Annotated in this window: 25 protein-coding genes; 18 read left to right on the forward strand and 7 right to left on the reverse strand. The window is 49.7% G+C overall.

Features of this window, described 5'->3' with window-relative positions; all coding sequences use genetic code 11:
• The first annotated feature begins 11 nt into the window (after positions 1-11).
• From G441_RS0112505 to dnaB, 8 genes are all read left to right on the forward strand, one after another.
• On the forward strand, positions 12-902 hold the full coding sequence (locus G441_RS0112505; RefSeq protein ID WP_240485137.1) for a DMT family transporter: 891 nt from the start codon (positions 12-14) through the stop codon (positions 900-902).
• A gap of 209 nt (positions 903-1111) precedes the next feature.
• Positions 1112-1501: a 30S ribosomal protein S6 gene (rpsF, locus tag G441_RS0112510; RefSeq protein ID WP_026376668.1), complete on the forward strand. Its 390-nt coding sequence runs from the start codon at positions 1112-1114 to the stop codon at positions 1499-1501.
• Positions 1502-1512: 11 nt separating this feature from the next.
• Positions 1513-1740: a 30S ribosomal protein S18 gene (gene rpsR / locus G441_RS0112515; protein ID WP_026376669.1), complete on the forward strand. Its 228-nt coding sequence runs from the start codon at positions 1513-1515 to the stop codon at positions 1738-1740.
• Between the two features lie 27 nt (positions 1741-1767).
• Entirely contained in the window at positions 1768-2220 is a 453-nt protein-coding gene (rplI, locus tag G441_RS0112520) for a 50S ribosomal protein L9 (protein WP_026376670.1), read from the forward strand.
• A 137-nt stretch (positions 2221-2357) separates the two neighbouring features.
• On the forward strand, positions 2358-2924 hold the full coding sequence (locus G441_RS0112525) for an RNA polymerase sigma factor (protein WP_026376671.1): 567 nt from the start codon (positions 2358-2360) through the stop codon (positions 2922-2924).
• Positions 2917-3423: a hypothetical protein gene (locus G441_RS0112530; RefSeq protein ID WP_026376672.1), complete on the forward strand. Its 507-nt coding sequence runs from the start codon at positions 2917-2919 to the stop codon at positions 3421-3423. The genes G441_RS0112525 and G441_RS0112530 overlap by 8 nt, the downstream gene beginning before the upstream one ends.
• A 10-nt stretch (positions 3424-3433) precedes the next feature.
• A complete protein-coding gene (locus G441_RS0112535) occupies positions 3434-4399 on the forward strand; it encodes a DUF4097 family beta strand repeat-containing protein (RefSeq protein WP_026376673.1) in 966 nt (321 codons plus the stop codon).
• A 151-nt stretch (positions 4400-4550) separates the two neighbouring features.
• Positions 4551-5942 (forward strand): replicative DNA helicase, encoded by a 1392-nt coding sequence (gene dnaB / locus G441_RS0112540; protein ID WP_026376674.1) that lies wholly within the window; start codon positions 4551-4553, stop codon positions 5940-5942.
• A 55-nt stretch (positions 5943-5997) separates the two neighbouring features.
• Here the strand turns inward: dnaB and G441_RS20015 are convergent, their stop codons facing one another.
• From G441_RS20015 to G441_RS0112565, 5 genes are all read right to left on the reverse strand, one after another.
• Complete coding sequence (locus G441_RS20015; protein ID WP_026376675.1) at positions 5998-7203, reverse strand: OmpA family protein; 1206 nt, start codon at positions 7201-7203, stop codon at positions 5998-6000.
• A 146-nt stretch (positions 7204-7349) separates the two neighbouring features.
• Entirely contained in the window at positions 7350-7790 is a 441-nt protein-coding gene (locus tag G441_RS0112550) for a secondary thiamine-phosphate synthase enzyme YjbQ (RefSeq protein WP_026376676.1), read from the reverse strand.
• Positions 7780-8244, reverse strand: a complete 465-nt coding sequence (locus tag G441_RS0112555; RefSeq protein WP_026376677.1) for a chemotaxis protein CheX — start codon at positions 8242-8244, stop codon at positions 7780-7782. Before G441_RS0112555 ends, G441_RS0112550 begins: the two co-directional genes overlap by 11 nt.
• 69 nt (positions 8245-8313) lie before the next feature.
• On the reverse strand, positions 8314-8742 hold the full coding sequence (locus tag G441_RS0112560; RefSeq protein ID WP_026376678.1) for a transcriptional repressor: 429 nt from the start codon (positions 8740-8742) through the stop codon (positions 8314-8316).
• A 17-nt stretch (positions 8743-8759) separates the two neighbouring features.
• Positions 8760-9209: an Rsd/AlgQ family anti-sigma factor gene (locus G441_RS0112565; protein ID WP_026376679.1), complete on the reverse strand. Its 450-nt coding sequence runs from the start codon at positions 9207-9209 to the stop codon at positions 8760-8762.
• Positions 9210-9352: 143 nt separating this feature from the next.
• Between G441_RS0112565 and nudC the strand changes: the two genes are divergently transcribed.
• From nudC to G441_RS0112580, 3 genes are all read left to right on the forward strand, one after another.
• Positions 9353-10156 carry an NAD(+) diphosphatase gene (nudC, locus tag G441_RS0112570; protein ID WP_026376680.1) on the forward strand — a complete coding sequence of 268 codons (804 nt, stop codon included), beginning with the start codon at positions 9353-9355 and terminating at the stop codon, positions 10154-10156.
• 284 nt (positions 10157-10440) lie between these two features.
• Complete coding sequence (gene hemE, locus G441_RS0112575; protein WP_026376681.1) at positions 10441-11508, forward strand: uroporphyrinogen decarboxylase; 1068 nt, start codon at positions 10441-10443, stop codon at positions 11506-11508.
• A gap of 5 nt (positions 11509-11513) precedes the next feature.
• Positions 11514-12116, forward strand: a complete 603-nt coding sequence (locus G441_RS0112580; RefSeq protein WP_026376682.1) for a hypothetical protein — start codon at positions 11514-11516, stop codon at positions 12114-12116.
• A gap of 80 nt (positions 12117-12196) precedes the next feature.
• Here G441_RS0112580 and G441_RS0112585 read toward each other — a convergent pair whose 3' ends face one another.
• The gene (locus G441_RS0112585; protein ID WP_026376683.1) at positions 12197-13027 is read right to left on the reverse strand and encodes an HAD family hydrolase; all 831 of its coding nucleotides are present in this window, start codon (positions 13025-13027) and stop codon (positions 12197-12199) included.
• Positions 13028-13122: 95 nt separating this feature from the next.
• Complete coding sequence (gene queG, locus G441_RS0112590; protein WP_026376684.1) at positions 13123-14256, reverse strand: tRNA epoxyqueuosine(34) reductase QueG; 1134 nt, start codon at positions 14254-14256, stop codon at positions 13123-13125.
• A gap of 16 nt (positions 14257-14272) precedes the next feature.
• Here queG and G441_RS0112595 point away from each other — a divergent pair, with 16 nt between their 5' ends.
• From G441_RS0112595 to hfq, 7 genes are all read left to right on the forward strand, one after another.
• Complete coding sequence (locus G441_RS0112595; RefSeq protein WP_051275579.1) at positions 14273-15754, forward strand: bifunctional ADP-dependent NAD(P)H-hydrate dehydratase/NAD(P)H-hydrate epimerase; 1482 nt, start codon at positions 14273-14275, stop codon at positions 15752-15754.
• The gene (gene tsaE, locus G441_RS0112600; protein WP_026376686.1) at positions 15754-16215 is read left to right on the forward strand and encodes a tRNA (adenosine(37)-N6)-threonylcarbamoyltransferase complex ATPase subunit type 1 TsaE; all 462 of its coding nucleotides are present in this window, start codon (positions 15754-15756) and stop codon (positions 16213-16215) included. Before G441_RS0112595 ends, tsaE begins: the two co-directional genes overlap by 1 nt.
• A 38-nt stretch (positions 16216-16253) precedes the next feature.
• Positions 16254-17549 carry an N-acetylmuramoyl-L-alanine amidase gene (locus G441_RS0112605; protein WP_240485140.1) on the forward strand — a complete coding sequence of 432 codons (1296 nt, stop codon included), beginning with the start codon at positions 16254-16256 and terminating at the stop codon, positions 17547-17549.
• A gap of 26 nt (positions 17550-17575) precedes the next feature.
• Entirely contained in the window at positions 17576-19330 is a 1755-nt protein-coding gene (gene mutL / locus G441_RS18630) for a DNA mismatch repair endonuclease MutL (RefSeq protein WP_051275580.1), read from the forward strand.
• 3 nt (positions 19331-19333) lie between these two features.
• Complete coding sequence (locus G441_RS0112615) at positions 19334-20068, forward strand: sugar-binding protein (RefSeq protein WP_026376688.1); 735 nt, start codon at positions 19334-19336, stop codon at positions 20066-20068.
• A gap of 4 nt (positions 20069-20072) precedes the next feature.
• The gene (gene miaA / locus G441_RS0112620) at positions 20073-20993 is read left to right on the forward strand and encodes a tRNA (adenosine(37)-N6)-dimethylallyltransferase MiaA (protein ID WP_026376689.1); all 921 of its coding nucleotides are present in this window, start codon (positions 20073-20075) and stop codon (positions 20991-20993) included.
• A gap of 80 nt (positions 20994-21073) precedes the next feature.
• Complete coding sequence (gene hfq, locus G441_RS0112625; RefSeq protein WP_026376690.1) at positions 21074-21325, forward strand: RNA chaperone Hfq; 252 nt, start codon at positions 21074-21076, stop codon at positions 21323-21325.
• Positions 21326-21328: the final 3 nt, after the last annotated feature.

Consider the following 21328-nt stretch of genomic DNA (forward strand, 5'->3'; position numbering starts at 1 on the left):
CGTTGAAGGTTATGATTGGAGAGCTAGCTGCCCTGACCACCGCCCTGTGCTGGGCTGTCGCTGCGCGAATGTTCCGTATTCTTGGTAAAAGCTTCTCGCCGCTATCGCTTAATTTTTGGAAAGGTCTGGTCGCTGCCGGCATGTTGCTGGTGGTCACACAGTTTATCGCAGAGCCAGTTGTGTTGAGCCGCACAGACATGCTGTGGTTGCTGTTGAGCGGTGTCATTGGCATTGGCCTTGGTGATACGTTTTTCTTTCAGGCCCTGAATAAAATTGGTGACAGCCAATCTATTTTAATCGCTGAAACGCTCGCCCCGATTGCTACCGCACTATTAGCAATGGCCTGGATTGGCGAATGGCTGACCTGGCAACAGTGGCTGGGTGTCGCCCTGGTCCTGTTTTCCGTAGATGTGATTATAAAAATCCAGAAGCGCGAGCAAATGCACTTATTCGCGCTATCGGGCTATGTGTATGCGGCACTGGCCGCACTGTGTCAGGCAATCGGCGCCGTTGTGAGTCGCGATGTCCTGACTCGCACAGGTATTGACGCATTTACTGCAAGCCAGTACCGACTATGGGGTGGCATGGCGATCATCGTTGTTCTGATGGTGGTGACCCGTCAACGCTGGCTACCGCAGGCCGCAGAAAAACAAAAAGTATGGTTGATGTTTGCCGGTGCAACCATTATTGGTACTTTCGCCGCGCTGTATTTGCAAATGGTAGCCTTTACTTATACCAAAGCCGCTATTGTGCAGACGCTGTTTGCTACCAGTGTCGTCTTGTCTCTGCTGGTGGCAAAAATCCTTGGTGAGTATGTCGACCGCCGTACCCTTGGGTGGTCGTTGCTGGCACTATCAGGCGTTGCCATATTGGTTGGTGCCGAACAATTAGGCGCACACTAATTTGGGTACCCGACCATCGCTGCGCGATGTCGGGTGTGACGGTCTTGTGTCATTGACCGGGCAATCTCCACACTGCACAGAAATTAATCTTGCCACGCAGTCATTGAGGCTGTATTATTCGCGCCCTCAAATCAGCTATCCCTTTAATCGTTCCTTGCCTTTATACAGTGTGGCTGAGCTGTCCAAGGCGAAAACCGTAAGGAGCAACGATGCGTCATTACGAAATCGTTTTTATGGTTCACCCTGATCAGAGTGAACAAGTCCCCGGCATGATCGAGCGTTATACCGGAATCCTCACTCAGGACGGCGGAACTATCCACCGTTTGGAAGACTGGGGCCGCCGTCAACTGGCTTACCCAATCGAGAAACTGCACAAAGCACACTACGTGCTGATTAACGCAGAAGCCACTGCAGAAGCCGTTGAAGAGCTGGAAACAGCATTCCGTTTCAACGACGTTATCCTGCGTAACCTGGTTATGCGCACCAAGGGTGCAGTGACTGAGCCGTCGCCAATGGCAAAAGAAGAGCGCCGTGAAAAGCGTGATGAGAAGCCTGCGACTGAAGAAAAATCTGCTGCGAAAGCAGAAGCAGAAGAGTAAGGAGACAGACCATGGCTCGTTATTTTAGACGTCGTAAGTTCTGCCGTTTCACAGCTGACGGTGTCACTGAGATCGATTACAAAGACATCGCGACACTGAAAAACTACATCACTGAAAGTGGCAAAATCGTCCCTAGCCGTATTACTGGCACAAGTGCTAAGTACCAACGTCAGTTGTCAACAGCCATCAAGCGTGCGCGCTTCCTGGCACTGTTGCCATACACTGATTCTCACAAGTAATCGCCGGCGAATATAGAGGTAGCAAAGATGGAAATCATTCTACTAGACAAGATCGCCAACCTGGGCGGTTTGGGTGACCAAGTCACTGTTAAAGCAGGATATGCTCGTAACTTCCTTTTCCCTCAGGGAAAAGCGGTTCCTGCGACAAAAGAGAACGTAGAAAAGTTCGAACAACGTCGTGCTGAGCTGGAAGCCAAAATTGCAGAGCAATTGGCAGCCGCTGAAGCCCGCGCAGCAAAAGTGGCAGAGCTTGCTGAAGTCACTATCGCAGCTCCGGCAGGTGACGAAGGCAAACTGTTTGGTTCAGTTGGTACACGTGACATTGCTGAAGCAATTACAGCTGCTGGCGTTGAAGTCGCTAAAGCGGAAGTGAAATTGCCTACTGGTACACTTCGCGAAACTGGCGAATATGAAATCGACCTGCAACTGCACTCTGATGTGATGACCACAATCAAACTGGTTATCATCGCAGAAGCATAAGCAAAGCGCTTTTTAATAGTAGAAACACCGCCTGAAGGCGGTGTTTTTTTTGCCCGTAAATATTTTACTTTTTCTTTTTAAACCTTTCTGATTTACCCTGCGACTAACCCTCCAAAGCAACCTAAAAGATAAATCGATTGGAACGTAGCGGAAACGTTGTTGCTGCAGAAGACAAATTTGCTGAAAACAGTACGCTCAGCATGGTCAAAGCAGCACAGTCAGGTGACAAGCAGGCATATCATGCGCTCTACCATGCTCATGTAGGTCAGGTGTATGCATTGTGCATGAGACTAACTGCGGACCGCGGACTGGCCGAGGACGCCACACAGGAAGTATTTATCCAACTGTGGCAAAAGCTGGACAAATTCCATGGACAGAGCAAGTTTTCAACTTGGTTGCACAGTGTGACGTCGAACATAACGATTTCATACTTACGAAAACAACGTGGCTGGTTGCAACGTATGTTTAATATCGAAACAAGTGCAGCAGCTGAGAGTGTAGCTGAGCAATCGGTTGGTGATATCGATTTGGATGCTTACGTAGCCAGATTGCCGGAAAGAGCCAGAGTGGTCTTTGTACTACATGCGATTGAAGGATACCGACACGAAGAAATTGCCGAGATGACAAATATGGCGGTCGGCTCAAGCAAGGCGCAGTTTCATCGTGCCAAGCAATTACTGAAAGAGTGGATGGGATATGAGTAAGCCCAATTTTGAACAACAGCTTGCAGAGCATATTGATGCATTGTCAAGGTCGCAGCAACCGCAGCGGGATCTGTGGCCAGGTATCGAACATGCATTGGCAAACAATGGCGCACAGGCCCAGCAGCAAGGCCACAGCGGACACAAGACGCAGGGCGGGTTGTACGCGATTGCAGCGAGTATCGCAGTGGCTGCATTCGTAGGCTGGTTTTCTTTACAGCAGCCTGCTTCTGACGAAGCTGGCGAACAGTTAGTACAAGCACTGAGTCAGCAACATGAGCAGCAGCTAAATGCATTGATGGTTAGCTTTCAGGACCAGCCAGCGCTAACGGAAAACTGGCAGCAGCAGCTTAAAGAATTGGATGAAGCAGCGGTTGCTATTAAAGCGGCCCTGGAACAGGACCCGGATAATGTCGCCCTGTTGCAGATGTTGCAGAACGTGTATCAACAACAAATTACGCTCATAGAGCGTGTGCATTCGCCAAAATGGCGTCAGATTTAAGGGGTTTATCATGAAGTTGATGAGCATAAAGAAATGGGGATGGGTCGTTGGTTTCAGCCTGGTGAGTTTGCCATTAACCGCAGGAGAAAAGGTTGACCAAACCCTATCCGCACCAGCAGACGGCTATGTAGAGATTGAGCATATGAATGGTCGTGCGACCATTAAAGGCTGGGATCAGGATGAGGTTCGCGTGCGCGGCGAATTGGGTGACCGTACTGAAGAGTTCACCTTTGAGAGCGATGGTAATCGCACCATCATCAAGGTAGAAGTCAAACGCAGTTCTGGCTGGGGTGGCTGGAATAATGACGATGGTGACAGACTGGAAATCTACGTGCCCGAAAACAGTCGGATTGACTATACCTCAACCAATGCAGATGTCGACGTGACAGGTGTCTATGGCGGGCTTGATATTGATGTCGTCAACGGTGATATGGAAATTGATGACGTCGCCGGACGTATTCGCCTGGAATCAGTGAATGGCGACATTGAAGCCAAACGTTTGCGGGGAGATCTGAAAGCTGAAACCGTTAACGGCGATATTCGGGCCGAGCAAACTGAATCTGAAGAATTGATTTTTGAATCCGTAAACGGCGATATCCGGGTGATTTCTGACAGTCGTGATATTAAAGCGGAAACCGTCAATGGAGACGTTGAGCTGACCCTTGATCAGGTTGAAGACTTGAATATGACAACGGTTAACGGCAGCCTAGAAGCGACGATGAATCTGTTAAGCGGTGCGGATGTGAGAGCGACATCGGTAGGCGGCTCAATCAGCCTGTATTTTCAGAAAGACGTGTCAGCCAGGTTCGATATCCAGGCCCATGCCGGCGGTCGGATCAACAATGACCTGACCAGCGATCAGGTGCAGAAGGCCAAATATGGTCCAAGTCGCTGGCTGGAGTTTTCCGTCAACGGTGGCGACGGCATGGTCGAAATATCCACAGTCAGCGGTCGTGTGAAGGTCGATAGAAAGTAGTGACATGTGATTGATTGGTAAAGCTGGCATTATCGCCAGCTTTTTTTTGGATAAATATCAGAGGTATTGGATTTGTTGGCAGCTGATCACTTTAACCTTGGCCGAGGATCCCGCATAATCTGTCCCCTTCGTTTCAAACCAATGATGTGACGTGAAAGTCGTACCGCAAAACTCTGCTGATAGCAAAATCGAAAAATTAAAAGTGCCACCACACTCGATGGAGGCCGAGCAATCTGTATTGGGCAGTATGCTAATTGCGCCTGATAGCTGGGATAAGGTTGCGGAACTGATCACAGACAGAGACTTTTATAACCGTTCACACCAAATTATTTTCCGCGCCATTCTCAAGCTGCTGTCTGACAATAAGCCCGTTGACCTGATTACCGTATCAGAAGCACTCGAGCAGCAGGAGCAGTTAGAGGAAGCGGGGGGCTTTGCTTACCTCGGTGAGCTGGCGAAAAATACACCCAGCGCAGCCAACGTGGTGGCGTATTCAAATATCATTAAAGAGCGAGCCATTACCCGCGAGTTAATTGGCGTAGCACATGAGATTGCTGACATTGGTTATAACCCACAGGGTCGTGACAGCAGTGAGATCCTCGATTTTGCCGAAAGCAAAGTGTTCGAGATTGCTGAAAGCCGTACTACCAATAATGAAGGCCCTCAGGGTATAGAGCCTATCCTGGGTAAAACAATAGACCGTCTGGAAGCACTGTTAAAAACCAATAAAGAAGTGACCGGCGTATCGACAGGCTTTACTGACCTGGATAAAAAGACCAGCGGACTGCAACCGTCGGACCTAATCATCGTGGCCGCCCGTCCATCAATGGGTAAAACAACCTTTGCGATGAATCTGGTTGAAAATGCTATGTTGGTAGAAGAAAAGCCGGTGCTGGTTTTCAGTCTCGAGATGCCTTCTGAACAGATCATGATGAGGATGTTGGCGAGCTTGAGCCGCGTTGATCAAACCAAAATCCGTACTGCACAGTTGGATGATGAGGATTGGGCTCGGATCTCCAACACCATGGCAATGCTGAAAGATAAAAACAATCTGTTTGTCGACGATTCCTCCGGCCTTACACCCATGGAAGTGCGCACCCGCGCCAGAAAGCTGGCTCGCGAGCACGGCGGTATAAGCATGATCATGGTCGACTATCTGCAGTTGATGCAGGTGCCAGCCTTAAGCGATAACCGGACCCTGGAAATTGCTGAAATTTCTCGTTCTCTGAAAGCCCTGGCCAAAGAGCTCGAAGTTCCGGTTGTGGCATTGTCACAGCTAAACCGTAGCCTTGAACAACGGGCTGATAAGCGACCAGTCAACTCTGACCTGCGTGAATCAGGATCAATCGAGCAGGATGCCGACCTTATTATGTTTATCTATCGGGATGAGGTGTATCACGAGAACAGCGAAGACAAGGGTATCGCAGAAATTATAATCGGTAAGCAGCGTAACGGGCCTATCGGTACGTGCCGCCTGACATTCCAGGGGCATTTCTCACGCTTTGATAATTATGCCGGACCGGCACGCGCAGACGATTATTAGAATATAAGTCTACAAGACGCAAAAAAACGGGAGGCATTGCCTCCCGTTGGTATTTTTAGTCTCTGGAAACTTTGACTTTTTCCATTGCGCTGACCGTTGCTTCTATACGACGGTTTGCGGCGTGCGCGGCAGCGGTGTTGGCCGTATCGAGCAGGCGGGTTTCGCCATATCCAACCGCAGTCAGTCGACTAGCTGCAATGTTATAGCGCTCAATTAGCAAAGTGCGTACGGCATTTGCGCGACGCTCTGACAACTGCTGATTGTAGTCAGCATTACCAACAGAAGATGTGTGACCGGCAATTTCCGCTTTGGTATTCGGGAAACGACGCATAAAGTTTGCGAAGTCCTGGAATTTAGAGTCAGCAGGATTTTCAATCACATCACTGTTGTTAGCAAATAGCACGTTCAACTGCACCGCTACCTGCTGTTCGGTAAATACGCTACAGCCCGTAGCATCTACCTTGTCAGTGCGCGGAGTATTTGGACATGCATCTTTGCTGTCAACCACGCCGTCGCCGTCACTGTCAGCTTCAGCTTTCATCGCGCAGCCTTTGGCGTCGACTTTTGTGCCTGGCAGCGTTTGCGGACATTCGTCATTGGCATTGATTACGCCATCGCCGTCGCGGTCGTTATTACAACCGTTTTCGTCTACAGCGACACCAGCAGGTGTATTTGGACACATGTCGCGGCCATCCATGACACCATCATTGTCGCTATCTTTTGGTGCACTAGGTGCTGCAGCGGGCGCACCGAAGGCATAGGCAAGGCCAAGCTTAAAGCTGTAGTCATTGTAACCCTGGCCAAAATCATAATAGGTCGCTGCCTCAGTGATGATCCGCCAGCTGTCTGCGACCTGCCAGTGCTTACCAATCCCCACATTGGCCATGCGGTAAGTGTCGCCAAGATCCTGGAATTTAGCGCCACCAAAAAGGTACATGAGGTCGTCGTCCATAAAGACCATCGCATCTATCCCATAGCGAGTACCGGTCTTATCATCAATGACCGGCGGCGTCGCGTCTACGTCGATATCAAGACGAGAGACTTCAACTCTGGCAGCCCAGTTTTCATTGAGCATATAGCCAAACTCAAAACCCAATCCGTAACCATCGTCCAGATAGCCAGTTGGTGGTGGCTTGTCTCCGTCAAGTTGATTGTACTCGACGAAGCCTCCAACCCAGTTCTGTTTACCGCTATGGTCGTCTGCCATAACAGTGGGGGCGAGACCCAACATGATAAGAGGCAGCAGTGATTTGCGTTGCATGAGTGTTTCCTTTTTAACATTATATTTTGTTGACCGGCGACGTTGGCTAGGCCATCCACTTTATGATTGTAAGCAGAATGCAAACCACGAATTCTGTTTACCTGTGAATGATTCTACCTATTACCGCTGTCGCTCGCATCTGTTCATTATGTATAGCCTTGTCCATGTAAGGTGACAAGCAATGTGCGAGCGCTACTGTGGTTCCTGTGCTCGCCCAGATAGATACCTTGCCAGGTACCTAACAGTAATTTCCCCTGGCCAACGGGCAGTGTAAGTTGATTGCCCAGAAGTGCCGTTTTGATATGCGCGGGCATATCATCAGGCCCTTCATAGGTATGCCGGTAGTAGGGCGCATTCTCTGGAGCCAACACATTAACGTGGGCTTCAAGATCTTGCCTTACCGTTGGATCCGCATTCTCATTGATACACAAGCTGGCACTGGTGTGTTGTAAAAATACATGCATCAGGCCTATTTCAATGTCTCTTATTTGCGGTACGGCAGACATAATGTCGTCAGTAATCAGATGGAATCCTCTGGATTTCGCCGTAAGCGTCACTTTTTGCTGGTACCAGACATTATTTGTCAAAGCATATTTCCATATACGCTTTGCCCTCTGGCGCGTTAAACGGCAGGATGATCTTCGGACCGTCTACTTGATGACTGATCGTGTGGTCCTTGCCCGACACCACGGCGGGAGTGGCCATGCCGAACTCATAGCCTTTTTCCGCTAATTCGTTTTTGGCACCGCCGCAAATCATATTGGTAATCTCACCGACCATGTCTGTGACTTCATTATCAATTTTGGCGGGACGCTCACCGAGCATTTTATGCATAATTTCCAATGCCAGCGTCTCATCAAAAGTGATCGATAATGACCCTTTAACCTGTGGTCCTACCATGCCGATGAGTCCCGACACATCACCGCGTGCGACAGCGTCTTTTTTCTTACTTGGCTTGCCTGGCGTTAGCTCAGTTTGTGCCATGGTTGCCAGAACATTGCGCAGTGCGTTTATAAAGGGATTAATAAATTCTACATTCATGAAAAATTGTCACTAATTATCCGTAAATCGTCCTGTTTGAGTATCAGTATAGCCAGCTCGGCCACATCGTCATTGGCATTTAGCACAGGTTCCATGTGCCTCTATGGTTTGTTTACTCACCTGAAACCCATACGACGCAGCCTGCTTATTCAGGGTCTCTTTCAAACCGTCTGATTGTATTTCTTCAACTTCGCCACAGGTATCACAAATGAGAAACTGCACAGGGTGTGAGCATCCAAAGTGATGACAGGCAATGAACGTGTTGGTTGATTCGAGCCGATGTATCAGTCCGAATTCTAATAAAAAATCCAGCGTTCTATAGACGGTAGCGGGCTTGGCATTGGTTTCAGTCTGTTTCAGCGTATCAAGCAGATCATAGGCACCGACGGCACCACCGCTGCTCAACAATAGTTGATAGACTTTTTCACGTAGGTGAGTAAATCGGGCACCGCGACTTTCACAAAATTCGCGTGCTTTAATTATAGTATCTTGCTCCATGAATGCCTTTTAACAGCTCAGGTGTCTGCGTTGTCATAAATTGCATTAATTAAATCATCTTCAAGCTCAAAGCGTTCTTCTAACGCCTGACCTAGCGCAGAAAGCGCACTATCGAATCCCTCTCCGACGTGGTCTGACTCAGTCGCAAAGCGATCATTAAAGTCCAGTGCGACGTCGGTGGTTTGTGAAATGCTGGCATAGTGGTGAGTGTCGTCACGCTTGGCTTCTTCACCTGTCAGCTTTTCGTAAACTTCGAAGTGACCAGCGGACACATAATCCATCAGGATTTCACAGAACGCCAAAACAGACTCTTTGTCAGGTAGTGCGCCCGCCGCCCGACTGAACGGTGGTAAGCCCGCTAGTTGGCAATACTGTATGAGCAATTCTTTTCGTTCATTCAGCCAGCTATCGATAACGTCGTGACTGCCACCCCAACGTGATTCCGCTCTTTCGACCTGGTGTAACATAGGGTGTATCCCTGTACGTGTTATCGGATTAACGAGTATAACATCGGCGCGAGGGGGGACAAGCATTTGATTGGGTCAGCTCGGCTGGTCGAGTCCCACAGCGCCATGCTAATGTGCACTAAAACAGGTGGTATGGAATAGATATGCAAATTACTAATTCTGCGCACGGATACTGGTTTATTTTTAGCGGTGACCGAGTGTTGCAACCCGTGGACAGTGATGGCCCGTTGCTTACGCAATGGTCATCATTAAATACGCTTGAGCAATACAGTGACGACGTCACCCAGTTTTCAGAAATCGACACTACACCTTGCTACTTTTTGGATTTGGGCGCTGAGCAGCCAAGTGTTGAAGGAATGGAACTGGTCAGTCTGAGAAGGTTGCTGATGCAATGTAACGACCAATTATTTGAACAAGCCGCCCGTGCATGGCAATTGGTGCTCTTTTATCGTACACACCGTTTCTGTGGGCAATGCGGCAGCGCCAGTCACAGAGTCGATTGGGAGTATGCGACGCAATGTCACAGCTGTGGACATCGATGCTACCCGAGAGTATCACCCTGTATCATTGCCGCCATTCGCGACGGTGACAAAATTCTTCTTGCCTTAGGTAAACGCCACGTAAAGACAGGCATGTATTCGACACTGGCAGGCTTCGTGGAAAGTGGCGAAAGCCTTGAACAGGCAGTGCACCGTGAAATTATGGAAGAAGTTTCCGTACGGGTGAAGAATTTGGAATATTTTGGCAGCCAACCGTGGCCCTTCCCACATTCCCTGATGGTCGGTTTTCTGGCTGAATACGATGGTGGAGAGATAGTCCCAGAGCCCGATGAAATCGAGGATGCGAAGTGGTTTGCCGCAGATAATCTACCGCTTATACCACCCACTTTCTCCATCGCGGGCAGGCTTATTGAAGAAACGTTAAAACGCATAAAAAGCGGGCAATAAAAAAGCCCCTAGAGGGGCTTAAATATTTTAGCGTGGTGGGCTCGTTAATCGAGCTTCTTTATTTTTGTCTTAACGCAAGCATTATTATAGCAAAGAGTGATATGTGGTTGCAACCACTTTGTCACAAATTTGCAACATTTGGCGTGCAGATGATGGATTTCTGTCTGACAGTGCCTCCTTAGGCAACAGCAAACCATTCTCAGCGTGCAGTGATTAGGATAGAATGCGCAGCTTTGCTGCACTGCCAATGAGATGACTTTGTTGGTGTAACCGTTGAGGAACACATGGCGCCGCTAAAAAACGACCGCTATCTAAAAGCCCTGTTAAAAGAACCTGTTGATGTCACACCTGTATGGATGATGCGCCAGGCCGGGCGCTATTTGCCTGAATACAAAGCAACTCGGGCGCAGGCTGGTGACTTCATGTCGCTATGCAAAAATGCTGAACTTGCCTGTGAAGTGACCTTGCAGCCATTGCGACGTTATGAGCTGGACGCAGCGATTTTATTTTCGGACATCCTTACTATCCCAGATGCCATGGGCTTGGGACTGTACTTCGAAGCGGGTGAGGGGCCCAAATTTGAGTCTCCGTTAAGCAGTCAGTCTCAGATAGATGCGTTGCCAATCATTGACCCAGAGCAGGAACTGGGCTACGTGATGAATGCGGTTCGAACTATTCGCCGCGAGTTAAAAGGTAGCGTGCCTTTGATCGGCTTTTCTGGTAGTCCCTGGACGCTGGCAACCTACATGATCGAGGGCGGCTCCAGCAAAGCTTTTACGAAAATAAAGAAAATGGCCTTTGCTGAGCCTGCAGCACTACACAGCCTGCTGGATAAGTTGGCTGATGCCGTTGTCCTTTACCTGAATGCACAAATTGCCGCAGGTGCGCAGTCCGTGATGGTATTTGACACCTGGGGCGGGGTGCTGTCCCCGAGAGACTACAAATTGTTTTCTCTGCAGTATATGCACAAGATAGTAGATGGCCTGACACGCGAAAATGAAGGTCGTCGTGTTCCAGTTACTTTGTTTACCAAAAATGGCGGCATGTGGTTAGAAGCGATTGCAGATACCGGCTGCGACGCGGTCGGCCTCGATTGGACCATCGATATCGCTGAAGCGAGGGCGCGTATCGGCAATAAGGTAGCCTTGCAAGGCAACATGGACCCTTCAATGCTGTATGCGCAGCCAGAGCGAATCGAGCAGGAAGTGCAGAGTATCCTGGCAGGCTATGGCAGCGGCAGCGGACACGTGTTTAATCTTGGCCACGGCATTCACCTTGATGTGCCGCCTGAGCATGCGGGTGTGTTTGTTGATGCCGTGCATCGTTTTTCACGTCAGTATCACCAAGGCTAACCACTGTGTTGAAACACACGGCTGTACTGTTGGCAGCGCTGATTGCAGGCGCTGCAACAGGATACTGGCTTGGTTATAAACAAGGCGCCGAAGCCAATTCTGTTGAGTTGACGCCTCAAATACCGACACCGGACAGCACCACAACATCTGAACGCCCAAAACTTGCAGATAGCAATGTTGGGTCCGTGACTGAAACAGTATCTGAAAACGCCAAGGCTACGCCCACCTCGACGCAATCTGAAAACAGCGATGAGGAGTCATCAGACGTTGCGGGCATAATCGAAAAAGTCAAAAACGAGCGGGCAGGCGTGAGACAAGCAGAGCCGATTAGTGATGATGTTCCCGATGAAGATATTGACTGGCAGGCACAGACCGAGATCAGTGATTTTTTTATTCTACATCCGCTGTCTGACAACGTGGATTTACAACATCTACGATGTACCGAGAAAATCTGCGATATCATTGGTCAGTTTGATGGCGCCCACGAACAGTGGGAAACGATTGTTGACGATCTGCGTGGACAGCAGTGGTGGCATTACAGCAGTGTTTCCAGTTCATCAAAATCAGAAGACAGCGTAACGTACTTCGTTTTGCACGTTAGAGAATAGTGAGGATAGCAATATCTAATGACTGGCTTGGTGCAAAGCGATATTGGTTACCTTGTTCACTAATGCATTCAATTAGAGATTTACAAACTAAATCTGTCTCTTAGAAACTGCGCGACGCCATCATCATCGTGATGGCCAATTATGTCTGTGGCTGCCCGTTTTATTTCATCTTTTGCATTACTTGGCGCATAAGCCTCGTCAGCAAGTTCAAACATACTCAGGTCGTTATAACTGTCGCCAAAACAAATGACATTGGTCGCACCCAGCATGCTTTTTAACTCCTCAACGGCACTGCCTTTATTGGCAAGTTTGTGGTGTATGTCTATCCAGCTAAACTGTTCGCCTTCCAGCGCCTGGCCCGAATAGGCGACGAGGTTGTCAAATTGCGCAATGTGATCGTTCACCTTCTGTATCGTTTCTCGTGCGCCAATCATGCTGATATTTGTTACCTGATGGTTAGCTGGCAGGGACTTGTAGGGCTTTAATGATATTTTCTGGCGGACAAAGTAATTAGCAATTAAATCTTCTTCAATCTTGTGATGTGTAGGGCCATAAAACACAACATGAGAATGGCTGGCATTACTGGTGGCGACTGTGTTGATAAAAGGTGCAAGTCCCAGCGAGGTGGCACTGTCAACGATAATATCAATCTCTTCATTATCGAGCAGATTACTCAGCGTCAGGCCATTGTCCTTGGGGTCCCATACCGCTACGCCATTACTGTAAATATGGGGTAAGTTAAACAGTTGTGAACCGATGACGCGCTGCGCAGACTGCATTGTTCTGCCGGTAGCAATGGTGTGCGCAATACGCTTCTCTGTTAGAAGGTTTAATGTATCCCGCGTGTACGTGCTAAGTGACGATTGCTTATTCAGCAAAGTGCCATCTAAATCAAAAAATATCAGGTCCATGGGCAGGGAATGTTTTTATTGTTAATATGAAATACGTGTTTCGGTGCATAAACGTTTACATTAAATCCACTCACATCGCCGGCTACTATTGATGGTTATGCATCTCTGGGTAAGCCCTTCTCTATTGTTCTGATCAGCCTGGATGTGGTGCGAGACATGCTAACCTTGCTCGCATGTTGTTGCGCTAATGCCCAGTCAATGTGCTCTCTGACTAGAACACAAGCCTCATCCCGAGCGCGTTGTAATGCGTTGACAATGGCGTCATCAAATGGTGCATTGCCTAATCCTACGGCCAGATTTCGGCGCCATCTTTGATAGCCAATACGGCGTATGGCAGTGCCTTGTGTATTGTCGAGAAACGTCTGCTCATCCCAACTCCATAGCTGCAGCAAGGTTTGATCTTTTAATGCTGGGCGTGACATGAAATCAGCTTCCGTACTGATTTTGGCATAGCGGTTCCATGGACATACCAGTTGACAATCATCACAGCCATAGATGCGATTGCCAATCAGAGAGCGAAGTTGCTCGGGGATAGTACCTTTCAATTCAATGGTCAGATAAGAGATACAGCGCCGTGCATCGACGACGTAGGGTTCAACAATGGCCTGAGTTGGACAAATTGTCATGCACGCTGTGCAACTACCGCAGTTTTCCTCAACTGGCTTATCGATTGGCAAAGGCAGGTTGATAAACAGCTCTCCTAAGAAAAACCAAGAGCCATTGTCCTTATTTATAGTAAGTGAGTGCTTACCAGTCCAGCCCAGTCCAGCTTTTTCTGCCAGCGCGTGCTCAAGCACCGGTGCCGAATCCACAAAAGGACGAAAGTCACTATCAGCAAACTGATGCTTAATTTTATCGCCCAGTTGTTTGAGGCGCTTGCGCAGTATCTTGTGGTAATCACGGCCCAGCGCGTAGCGGCTAATGTAGCCTTTGTCAGTTGCTGACAGCGCTTTGGCGAAGCTTGCATCCGGAGGCAGATAATCCATACGCACTGCAATAGCGCGCACTGTACCCGGATGAAGGAGTTCCGGTTGAGTGCGCTTATCCAGGTTTTGCTCAAAAAAGCGCATGTCGCCGTGATAACCATTTTGCAGCCAACGGTGCAGAGCGTCTTTATGTTTGCTAAGGTCAATATCACTGATCCCCACTTGCTGGAAACCAAGCTCGCTGCCCCATTGTTTAATTTGGTCTGCGAGTGTTGCGAGATCTTCGGTGGTTAACGATGACATGACAATAAGCGCCCATATGTCCATGCAAATGAATTCCTGTCGATTATACAGCGCCGAGCAGGTGCGCCAACATGAACCTTCTGCGGCACAGGCAGCGGGCGTCAGTATGTTCACACTGATGCAGCGGGCCGGGCAGTCAACGTTCACTTATCTGAGAAAGCGCTGGCCAAAGGCAAGGCGCATTATTGTTGCAGTAGGTGTAGGAAACAACGGTGGTGATGGTTTTATCGTCGCTGCTCTGGCGTTGCAGGCAGGTCTGGATGTTGCCCTTTGCGTTGTTCAGCCTGAACGAGCCTTTGCCGGTGATGCCAAGCGCGCCGCCGAGCAGTGGCTGGAGTTGGGAGGCCAGTGTCTGGCAGCGGATGATGTCGATTTTGACGCGGCTGATGTGATCGTTGATGCACTTCTGGGGACTGGCTTGTCGGGTGAAGTAAGAGCACCGTTTGTGGATATCATTGCTCGCATAAACGCTTCATCAACTCCGGTTTTATCAATCGATATTCCGTCTGGTACACATGCGGATACGGGGGCGCCTGTGGGGATTAGCGTACAGGCAAACGCCACTATCACCTTTGTTGGTGTCAAACTCGGCCTGGTCACAGGGCTTGGCAGACAACTTTGTGGTGAGCTGGTATTTAACGACCTGGGTATCAGAGAGACATTCAGGCCACTGGCTTCAAGTTCAGCAAGATTACTGTACTTTTCTGACGCGCCTACCCTACCGCCACGTTTAAATAATGCCCACAAAGGCGCCAATGGTCGCGTGTTGTGCATTGGTGGTGGCGAAGGCATGCCAGGTGCGATTCGTCTTACTGCTGAAGCCGCACTGAGGAGCGGTGCCGGACTGGTCAAAGTATACTGTCATCCTCATTCTCAGCCGTCGGTGGCCGCTGGCCGACCCGAGGTGATGGTCAGTGCTGACGATCTTATGCAAATGATAGCCTGGGCCAGTTGTATCATCATTGGTCCGGGGCTTGGTCGCAGTGAATGGAGTGAGCGCGTTGTCAGAGAGACCATTGACGCATTGAAGTTAGCCGACAAGCCAACACTTGTGGATGCCGACGGGCTTAACCTGCTGGTGAAGATGAAGCTTAGCGTGCCTTCATCGCGCCTGATAGTCACACCGCATCCCGGTGAGGCTGCGCGTATGCTTGATTGTGACATTTCCAGTGTTGAACAAGACCGTTTTCGAGCGGTCAAAGACATTGCCGATAATTTCAATGCCACAACGGTGTTGAAGGGTGCGGGCTCATTAATATCTGATGGCAAGGATTGCTGGGTGTGCGCAGAGGGCAACCCGGGGATGGCAACCGCCGGCATGGGCGATGTGTTAAGCGGTGTGCTGGGGGCGTTGATCGCGCAAGGTATGTCATTAACAGATGCGGCGCTGCGAGGGGTTTGTATGCATGCTGCAGCAGGAGATCTTGCTGCGCAGCAAGGTCAGCGTGGTATGATTGCGTCAGATTTGTTTCCATACCTCAGACAGCTGAATAATTGATGCGCATAGACTTTTTTGCTCAAGACGAAGTGGCGACAGAACAACTGGCGTCATCGCTGGCAGCGGTAACTGATGCTGCGACCGTTGTCCATTTACACGGGGATTTAGGGGCGGGAAAAACGTGCTTTAGTAGAGGATTCCTGCGCGGGTTGGGCCACGCCGGCAACGTGAAAAGTCCGACCTATACGCTTGTCGAGCCCTATCAGGTTGGACCGTGGCGGGTGTTCCACTTTGATCTGTACCGTTTATCCGACCCCGAAGAGTTGGAGTTTATGGGCATTCGTGACTATTTTGAAAAAGATTGCATTTGTCTGATAGAGTGGCCTGATAAGGGTGCGGAAGTCTTGGCAGCGCCCGATATTAGCATTAGTATTAAGTTTTCAGGCACAGGGCGTAACATTGAACTGCGTGCAGAATCGCCGCAGGGTGAAAATCTGCTGAAGTCGTTATCATTACCATGATGGGTCTAAAGCGTTACCACATCGTTGTCTTTCTCTTTATGGGCAGTGTGCTGCTCAGCCATCCCATTTTCGCTAAAATTAATCGCGTCGACAGTCTTCGTGTATGGCCATCGCCCACCAGCACGCGTGTGGTATTTGATCTCGCAGCTGAACCTGAATACACCTATTTTCCATTGACCAATCCAGAGCGACTGGTTATCGATTTTGATAACACCGACAAAAAAGTCGACTTCAGTCAATTCGACATCTCTGGAGACCTGATCAAGAACATTCGCCACAGCACCCCGAAACACGATGACGGAATTCGGGTGGTGATTGAACTCAACCGCAAAGCGAAACCTGAGATTTTCGCTATGCCGCCCACCGAGCCCTACGGTGACAGACTGGTGATCGACCTGATTGATTCAAGACCAGCCGCGCCTCAGGTTGTGCTGGACAGGACGCAAAACCAGCGAGATAGAGACATCATTGTTGCTATAGACGCAGGTCACGGAGGCGAAGACCCAGGTTCAATCGGGCCCAGCGGCACCTATGAGAAAAACATCACTTTGAGCATTTCCCGCAAGCTTGAAACACTAATAAACGCTGAGCCGGGCATGCGCGCGGTGATGATCCGAACTGCAGATTACTACATTCATCCAAACCGGCGTCCAGAGTTGGCTCGTGAGCACAAGGCCGACCTGCTGATATCCGTGCATGCCGACGCTTTCCACTCGCCTCAGCCGCGTGGTGCATCTGTGTGGGTATTGTCAATGCGCCGCGCTGATAACGAACTCGGAAGGTGGATGGAGAATACGGAAAGACATTCAGTGCTGCTTGGTGGCGCTGCAGAAGTGATTACTGATAAAGCGAGTGAGCGCTATCTTACTGAGACCATTCTGGGGCTCTCAATGGATTACTCGATGGCCACTAGTTATGACGTCAGTGAATCGATATTACGGGAATTGAAAAAGGTAACGAAGCTGCACAAGCGCGCGCCTCAGGCTGCCAGCCTGGCGGTCCTTACCTCACCGGATATCCCATCTATTTTGGTGGAAGTGGGCTTTATCTCCAATCCCCAAGAGGAAAAGAACCTGAACTGGGCGAAGTACCGTCAGGATCTGGCCGAATCACTGTTTACTGCGGTAAGTCACTTTTTCCGCAAAACACCACCAGAAGGAACCTTGTGGGCATCTCAGCGTGCTGAACAGCGTACGCACAAAGTTCGCAGCGGTGAATCGTTATCACTACTTGCACAACGTTATAATGTTAAAGTGAGTAGCATTAAGCAGGCTAACAATATGACCAGCGATATGGTTCGCATCGGTCAGGTGTTAACCATCCCACGCATCTAAATCGTAAAATAAACAGCGAGTGCCATTTGCCTATTCAGATACTTCCAGCACGTCTGGCTAACCAGATTGCCGCAGGAGAGGTGGTTGAACGTCCTGCCTCTGTAGTCAAAGAGTTGGTAGAAAATAGCCTGGATGCTGGTGCCACGCAGATTGATATCGACATTGAAAAAGGCGGACATAAACGCATTTGCATCCGTGACAACGGGTGTGGCATCGACAAGCAGGAACTCAGTCTGGCATTGAGTCGCCATGCAACCAGCAAAATTGCCAGCCTGGATGATCTCGAAGCCATTCAGAGCCTCGGTTTTCGCGGCGAAGCGCTGGCGTCAATCAGTGCTGTATCCAGACTCAGCCTGACATCTCGTCCAGCGAGTCAACAGCAAGCCTGGCAGGCAAGTTGTGAAGGCCGGGATATGCAGGTGAATATCAAGCCGGCGGCTCACCCCAAGGGAACCAGCATTGATGTGCTGGATTTGTTTTTTAACACGCCGGGGCGGCGCAAGTTTCTGCGTACCGAAAAAACCGAGTTTGGTCACATTGAAGACGTCATCAGGCGTATTGCATTAAGTCGCTTCGATGTCAGTTTTCAGCTGACGCATAACGGCAAACTGATGCGCAAATATCCTGCTCTCAGTGACGATGTTGGCAGATTACGTCGTGTGCAGGCTATATGTGGCAAGAATTTCGCTGACGCGGCCATCGGCATTGACTGTGACCATGACACTATGCGACTGCATGGCTGGATCGCTCAGCCAGAACACGCTCGAAACCAGAATGATCTGCAGTATTGTTTCGTGAATGGTCGTATGATGCGCGATAAACTTATCAACCACGCCGTCAGGCAAGCCTACGAAGGGTTGATTGCGCAGGAAAGCTATCCTGCATTTGTACTTTATATCGATGTTCCAGCGGAGCAGGTGGATGTAAACGTGCATCCTGCTAAACATGAAGTGCGTTTTCACCAGGCGCGTTTGGTGCACGACTTTATTTATCGGGTGCTGGCCGATGCCCTGCAGCAACATATGTCGGCTCAGCCAGTTAGTGATGCGCTATCTGACAAAACTTTCTACAGTGAACCTGCCCCGGTAAACCATGATTACATTACGCCGCTGCGCAGAGAGTCTGATGTCAATCACTCACCCTCATCGCGCTCGCTGCAGACAGAAACGCATCAGCGCGCAGCCGCGCCGTCCCAGCAAGCGACACAGCGTTATTATGAGTTGATGAGCGTACGAGAAGAAAGTACACCTTGTAGCAGATTCGCTGCTGCTGACTGGATGCGGATAAGTGATGAAAGTGTGCTGATACGCCTCGATACTGAGTTGTTTGAAGTGCCAGTCACTGCCTGTACGGAACAGATGGTGAAGCAACGCCTGACGCAGCAGTCCACGCCTCAGCCGCTGTTGTTACCTGTGTCGATTCAGACCAGCGATATTTCAACTGACACCATGCAAGTGATTCAACAGCAGCTTGGCGCACTTGGTTTCGATCTCAATAACGTTGCCGGGCACCTTTTACTGCGTGCCGTCCCTGCCGGACTGCGCTCTCTGCCGTGGTCTGCCATTTTACCTGAGGTGTTGACACTGTTAGCGACCCAAAAGCTTGACGTCGACGGTGCGATTGCCGGGGCAATGCAAAAGACCGTAGCGTCATTTGCAGAGGATGCTATAGATTGGTTTTCACAATTGGATACTGATAGCGTTGTGGACCTTTGCTACACTCACGGCCAGCGAGTCGTGCTCACTACCAACCCACAGCAAAACAACGAAGGAAGAGGATAATAGATGTCTCCACTGTGTCGATCTATTGCGTGTTACATACTGGTTTCTTTCAGCGTCAGTGCTGAGTATCTTGTCCCTTACACCAGCGCTAGTCCGGCAATCGATGGCATCGAAGAGGCATCGCTATTCAGCCGCGCGAACTGGCAAAAAATGGACCAGCTGTGGGACGGCAGCTGGCCTGACACCGACGACTTTTCCGGTCGATATAAACTGATCTGGAACGAAGCAGGTTTATATCTGCTGGCTGAAATTCAGGATGACATTCTTTATGACAATAACCCGGACCCACTCGTTGGATACTGGAGCGATGATTGTCTGGAAATTTTTGTCGACCCGGATGCCAGCGGCGGAGACCATCAGTATAACCATTCTGCCTATGCCTACCATGTGTCACTGGACAATCAGGTGGTAGACCTACACACCAATAAACGCGCCATTTTACTCAGTGACCATGTGCAGACGGCATGGCGGCGCAGTCTTTCCAGTCCGCATATCATTACCTGGGAAGCACGTATACAGTTGGTGCCCGAGCAGGGGGAGAATATTCCTGCTGCGAAGCAGGCAATGGCCTTACAGAAAGATCATCAATTTGGCTTTATGCTCAGCTATTGCGATAACGATGGCAGTGAAGTGCGTGAGCATTTTGTTGGCTCCCACCCTATTGAGCCCGCCGAAGGCTCTCGTAACCGAGGGTGGATAGATGCCTCTGTATTTGGTGCTACCCGTTTAGTGAAATGATGCGATGAGTCTTCCTGTATCTATTTCACTGATGGGACCGACTGCGTCAGGTAAAACAGATCTGGCGATGAAGCTGGTTGAAGCCTTGCCGTGTGACATAGTCAGTGTCGATTCGGCGCTGATTTATAAAGGTATGGACATTGGCACCGCCAAGCCGGACGCTGAAGAACTACGTCGTGCACCACACCGCCTGATCGATATTCTCGACCCTGCTGAAAGTTACTCGGTGGCCGACTTTCAGCGTGACGCGCTACAGCATATGCAGGAAATTAGTCAAGCTGGTCGTATACCGTTGCTAGTCGGTGGCACCATGATGTATTTCAAGGCTTTGGTGGAGGGCTTATCAACCCTGCCAAAATCAGACCCTGATATCAGACGTCAGTTAGATGCCGAATGGAAAGCGAACGGACTACAGGCACTCCATCAACAATTAGCTGACGTTGACCCACAGGCCGCGCAGCGCATTCACCAAAATGATCCGCAACGTATTTTGCGTGCTCTGGAAGTCTATCGCGTGTCGGGTAAGCCCATCAGTGAATGGCAGCAACAAAACAGCGGTGCTGCGCCATACACTTTTCACCAGTTTGCGTTAGCACCTCAGGATAGAGCCGTGTTGCACGAGCGTATTGCGCTCAGGTTTGACCAAATGCTTGAAAACGGACTGATTGAAGAGGTGCAGCGGCTGCGCGCGCGGGGCGATCTACATTTGGATTTACCCTCCATGCGCAGCGTAGGTTACAGGCAGGTGTGGCAGTATCTGGACGGTGAACTGGACTACGCCGAAATGCGTGAGAGAGGCATCATCGCGACACGCCAGTTAGCCAAAAGACAGCTGACCTGGTTACGTGGATGGCCTTCTTTGAACTGGATTGACACTTTTGACGTAGATCAGTTGACTAAAGTGCAGGCAGTGGTCACACTTTAGACGTTGGCTATCAGCGCATTGCCAATGATAGTATTATGACTGAGCGTGGTGCTAAACATAATAAGAACAAAGGAATTCAAATGGCTAAAGGGCAATCATTACAAGACCCATTTTTGAATGCGTTAAGGAAAGAACGTATTCCAGTCTCAATTTATCTGGTTAACGGGATCAAGCTGCAAGGTCAGGTCGAGTCATTTGACCAGTTTGTTATCCTGCTAAAAAATACAGTGAGCCAGATGGTATATAAGCACGCAATCTCAACCGTTGTACCCTCGCGTGCCATTAATATCACGACAAATCAGGGAGATGCAGATAATAATCAACCCGACTAAAGA

This window comes from Aestuariibacter salexigens DSM 15300 (assembly GCF_000429145.1).
Classification (GTDB): domain Bacteria; phylum Pseudomonadota; class Gammaproteobacteria; order Enterobacterales; family Alteromonadaceae; genus Aestuariibacter; species Aestuariibacter salexigens.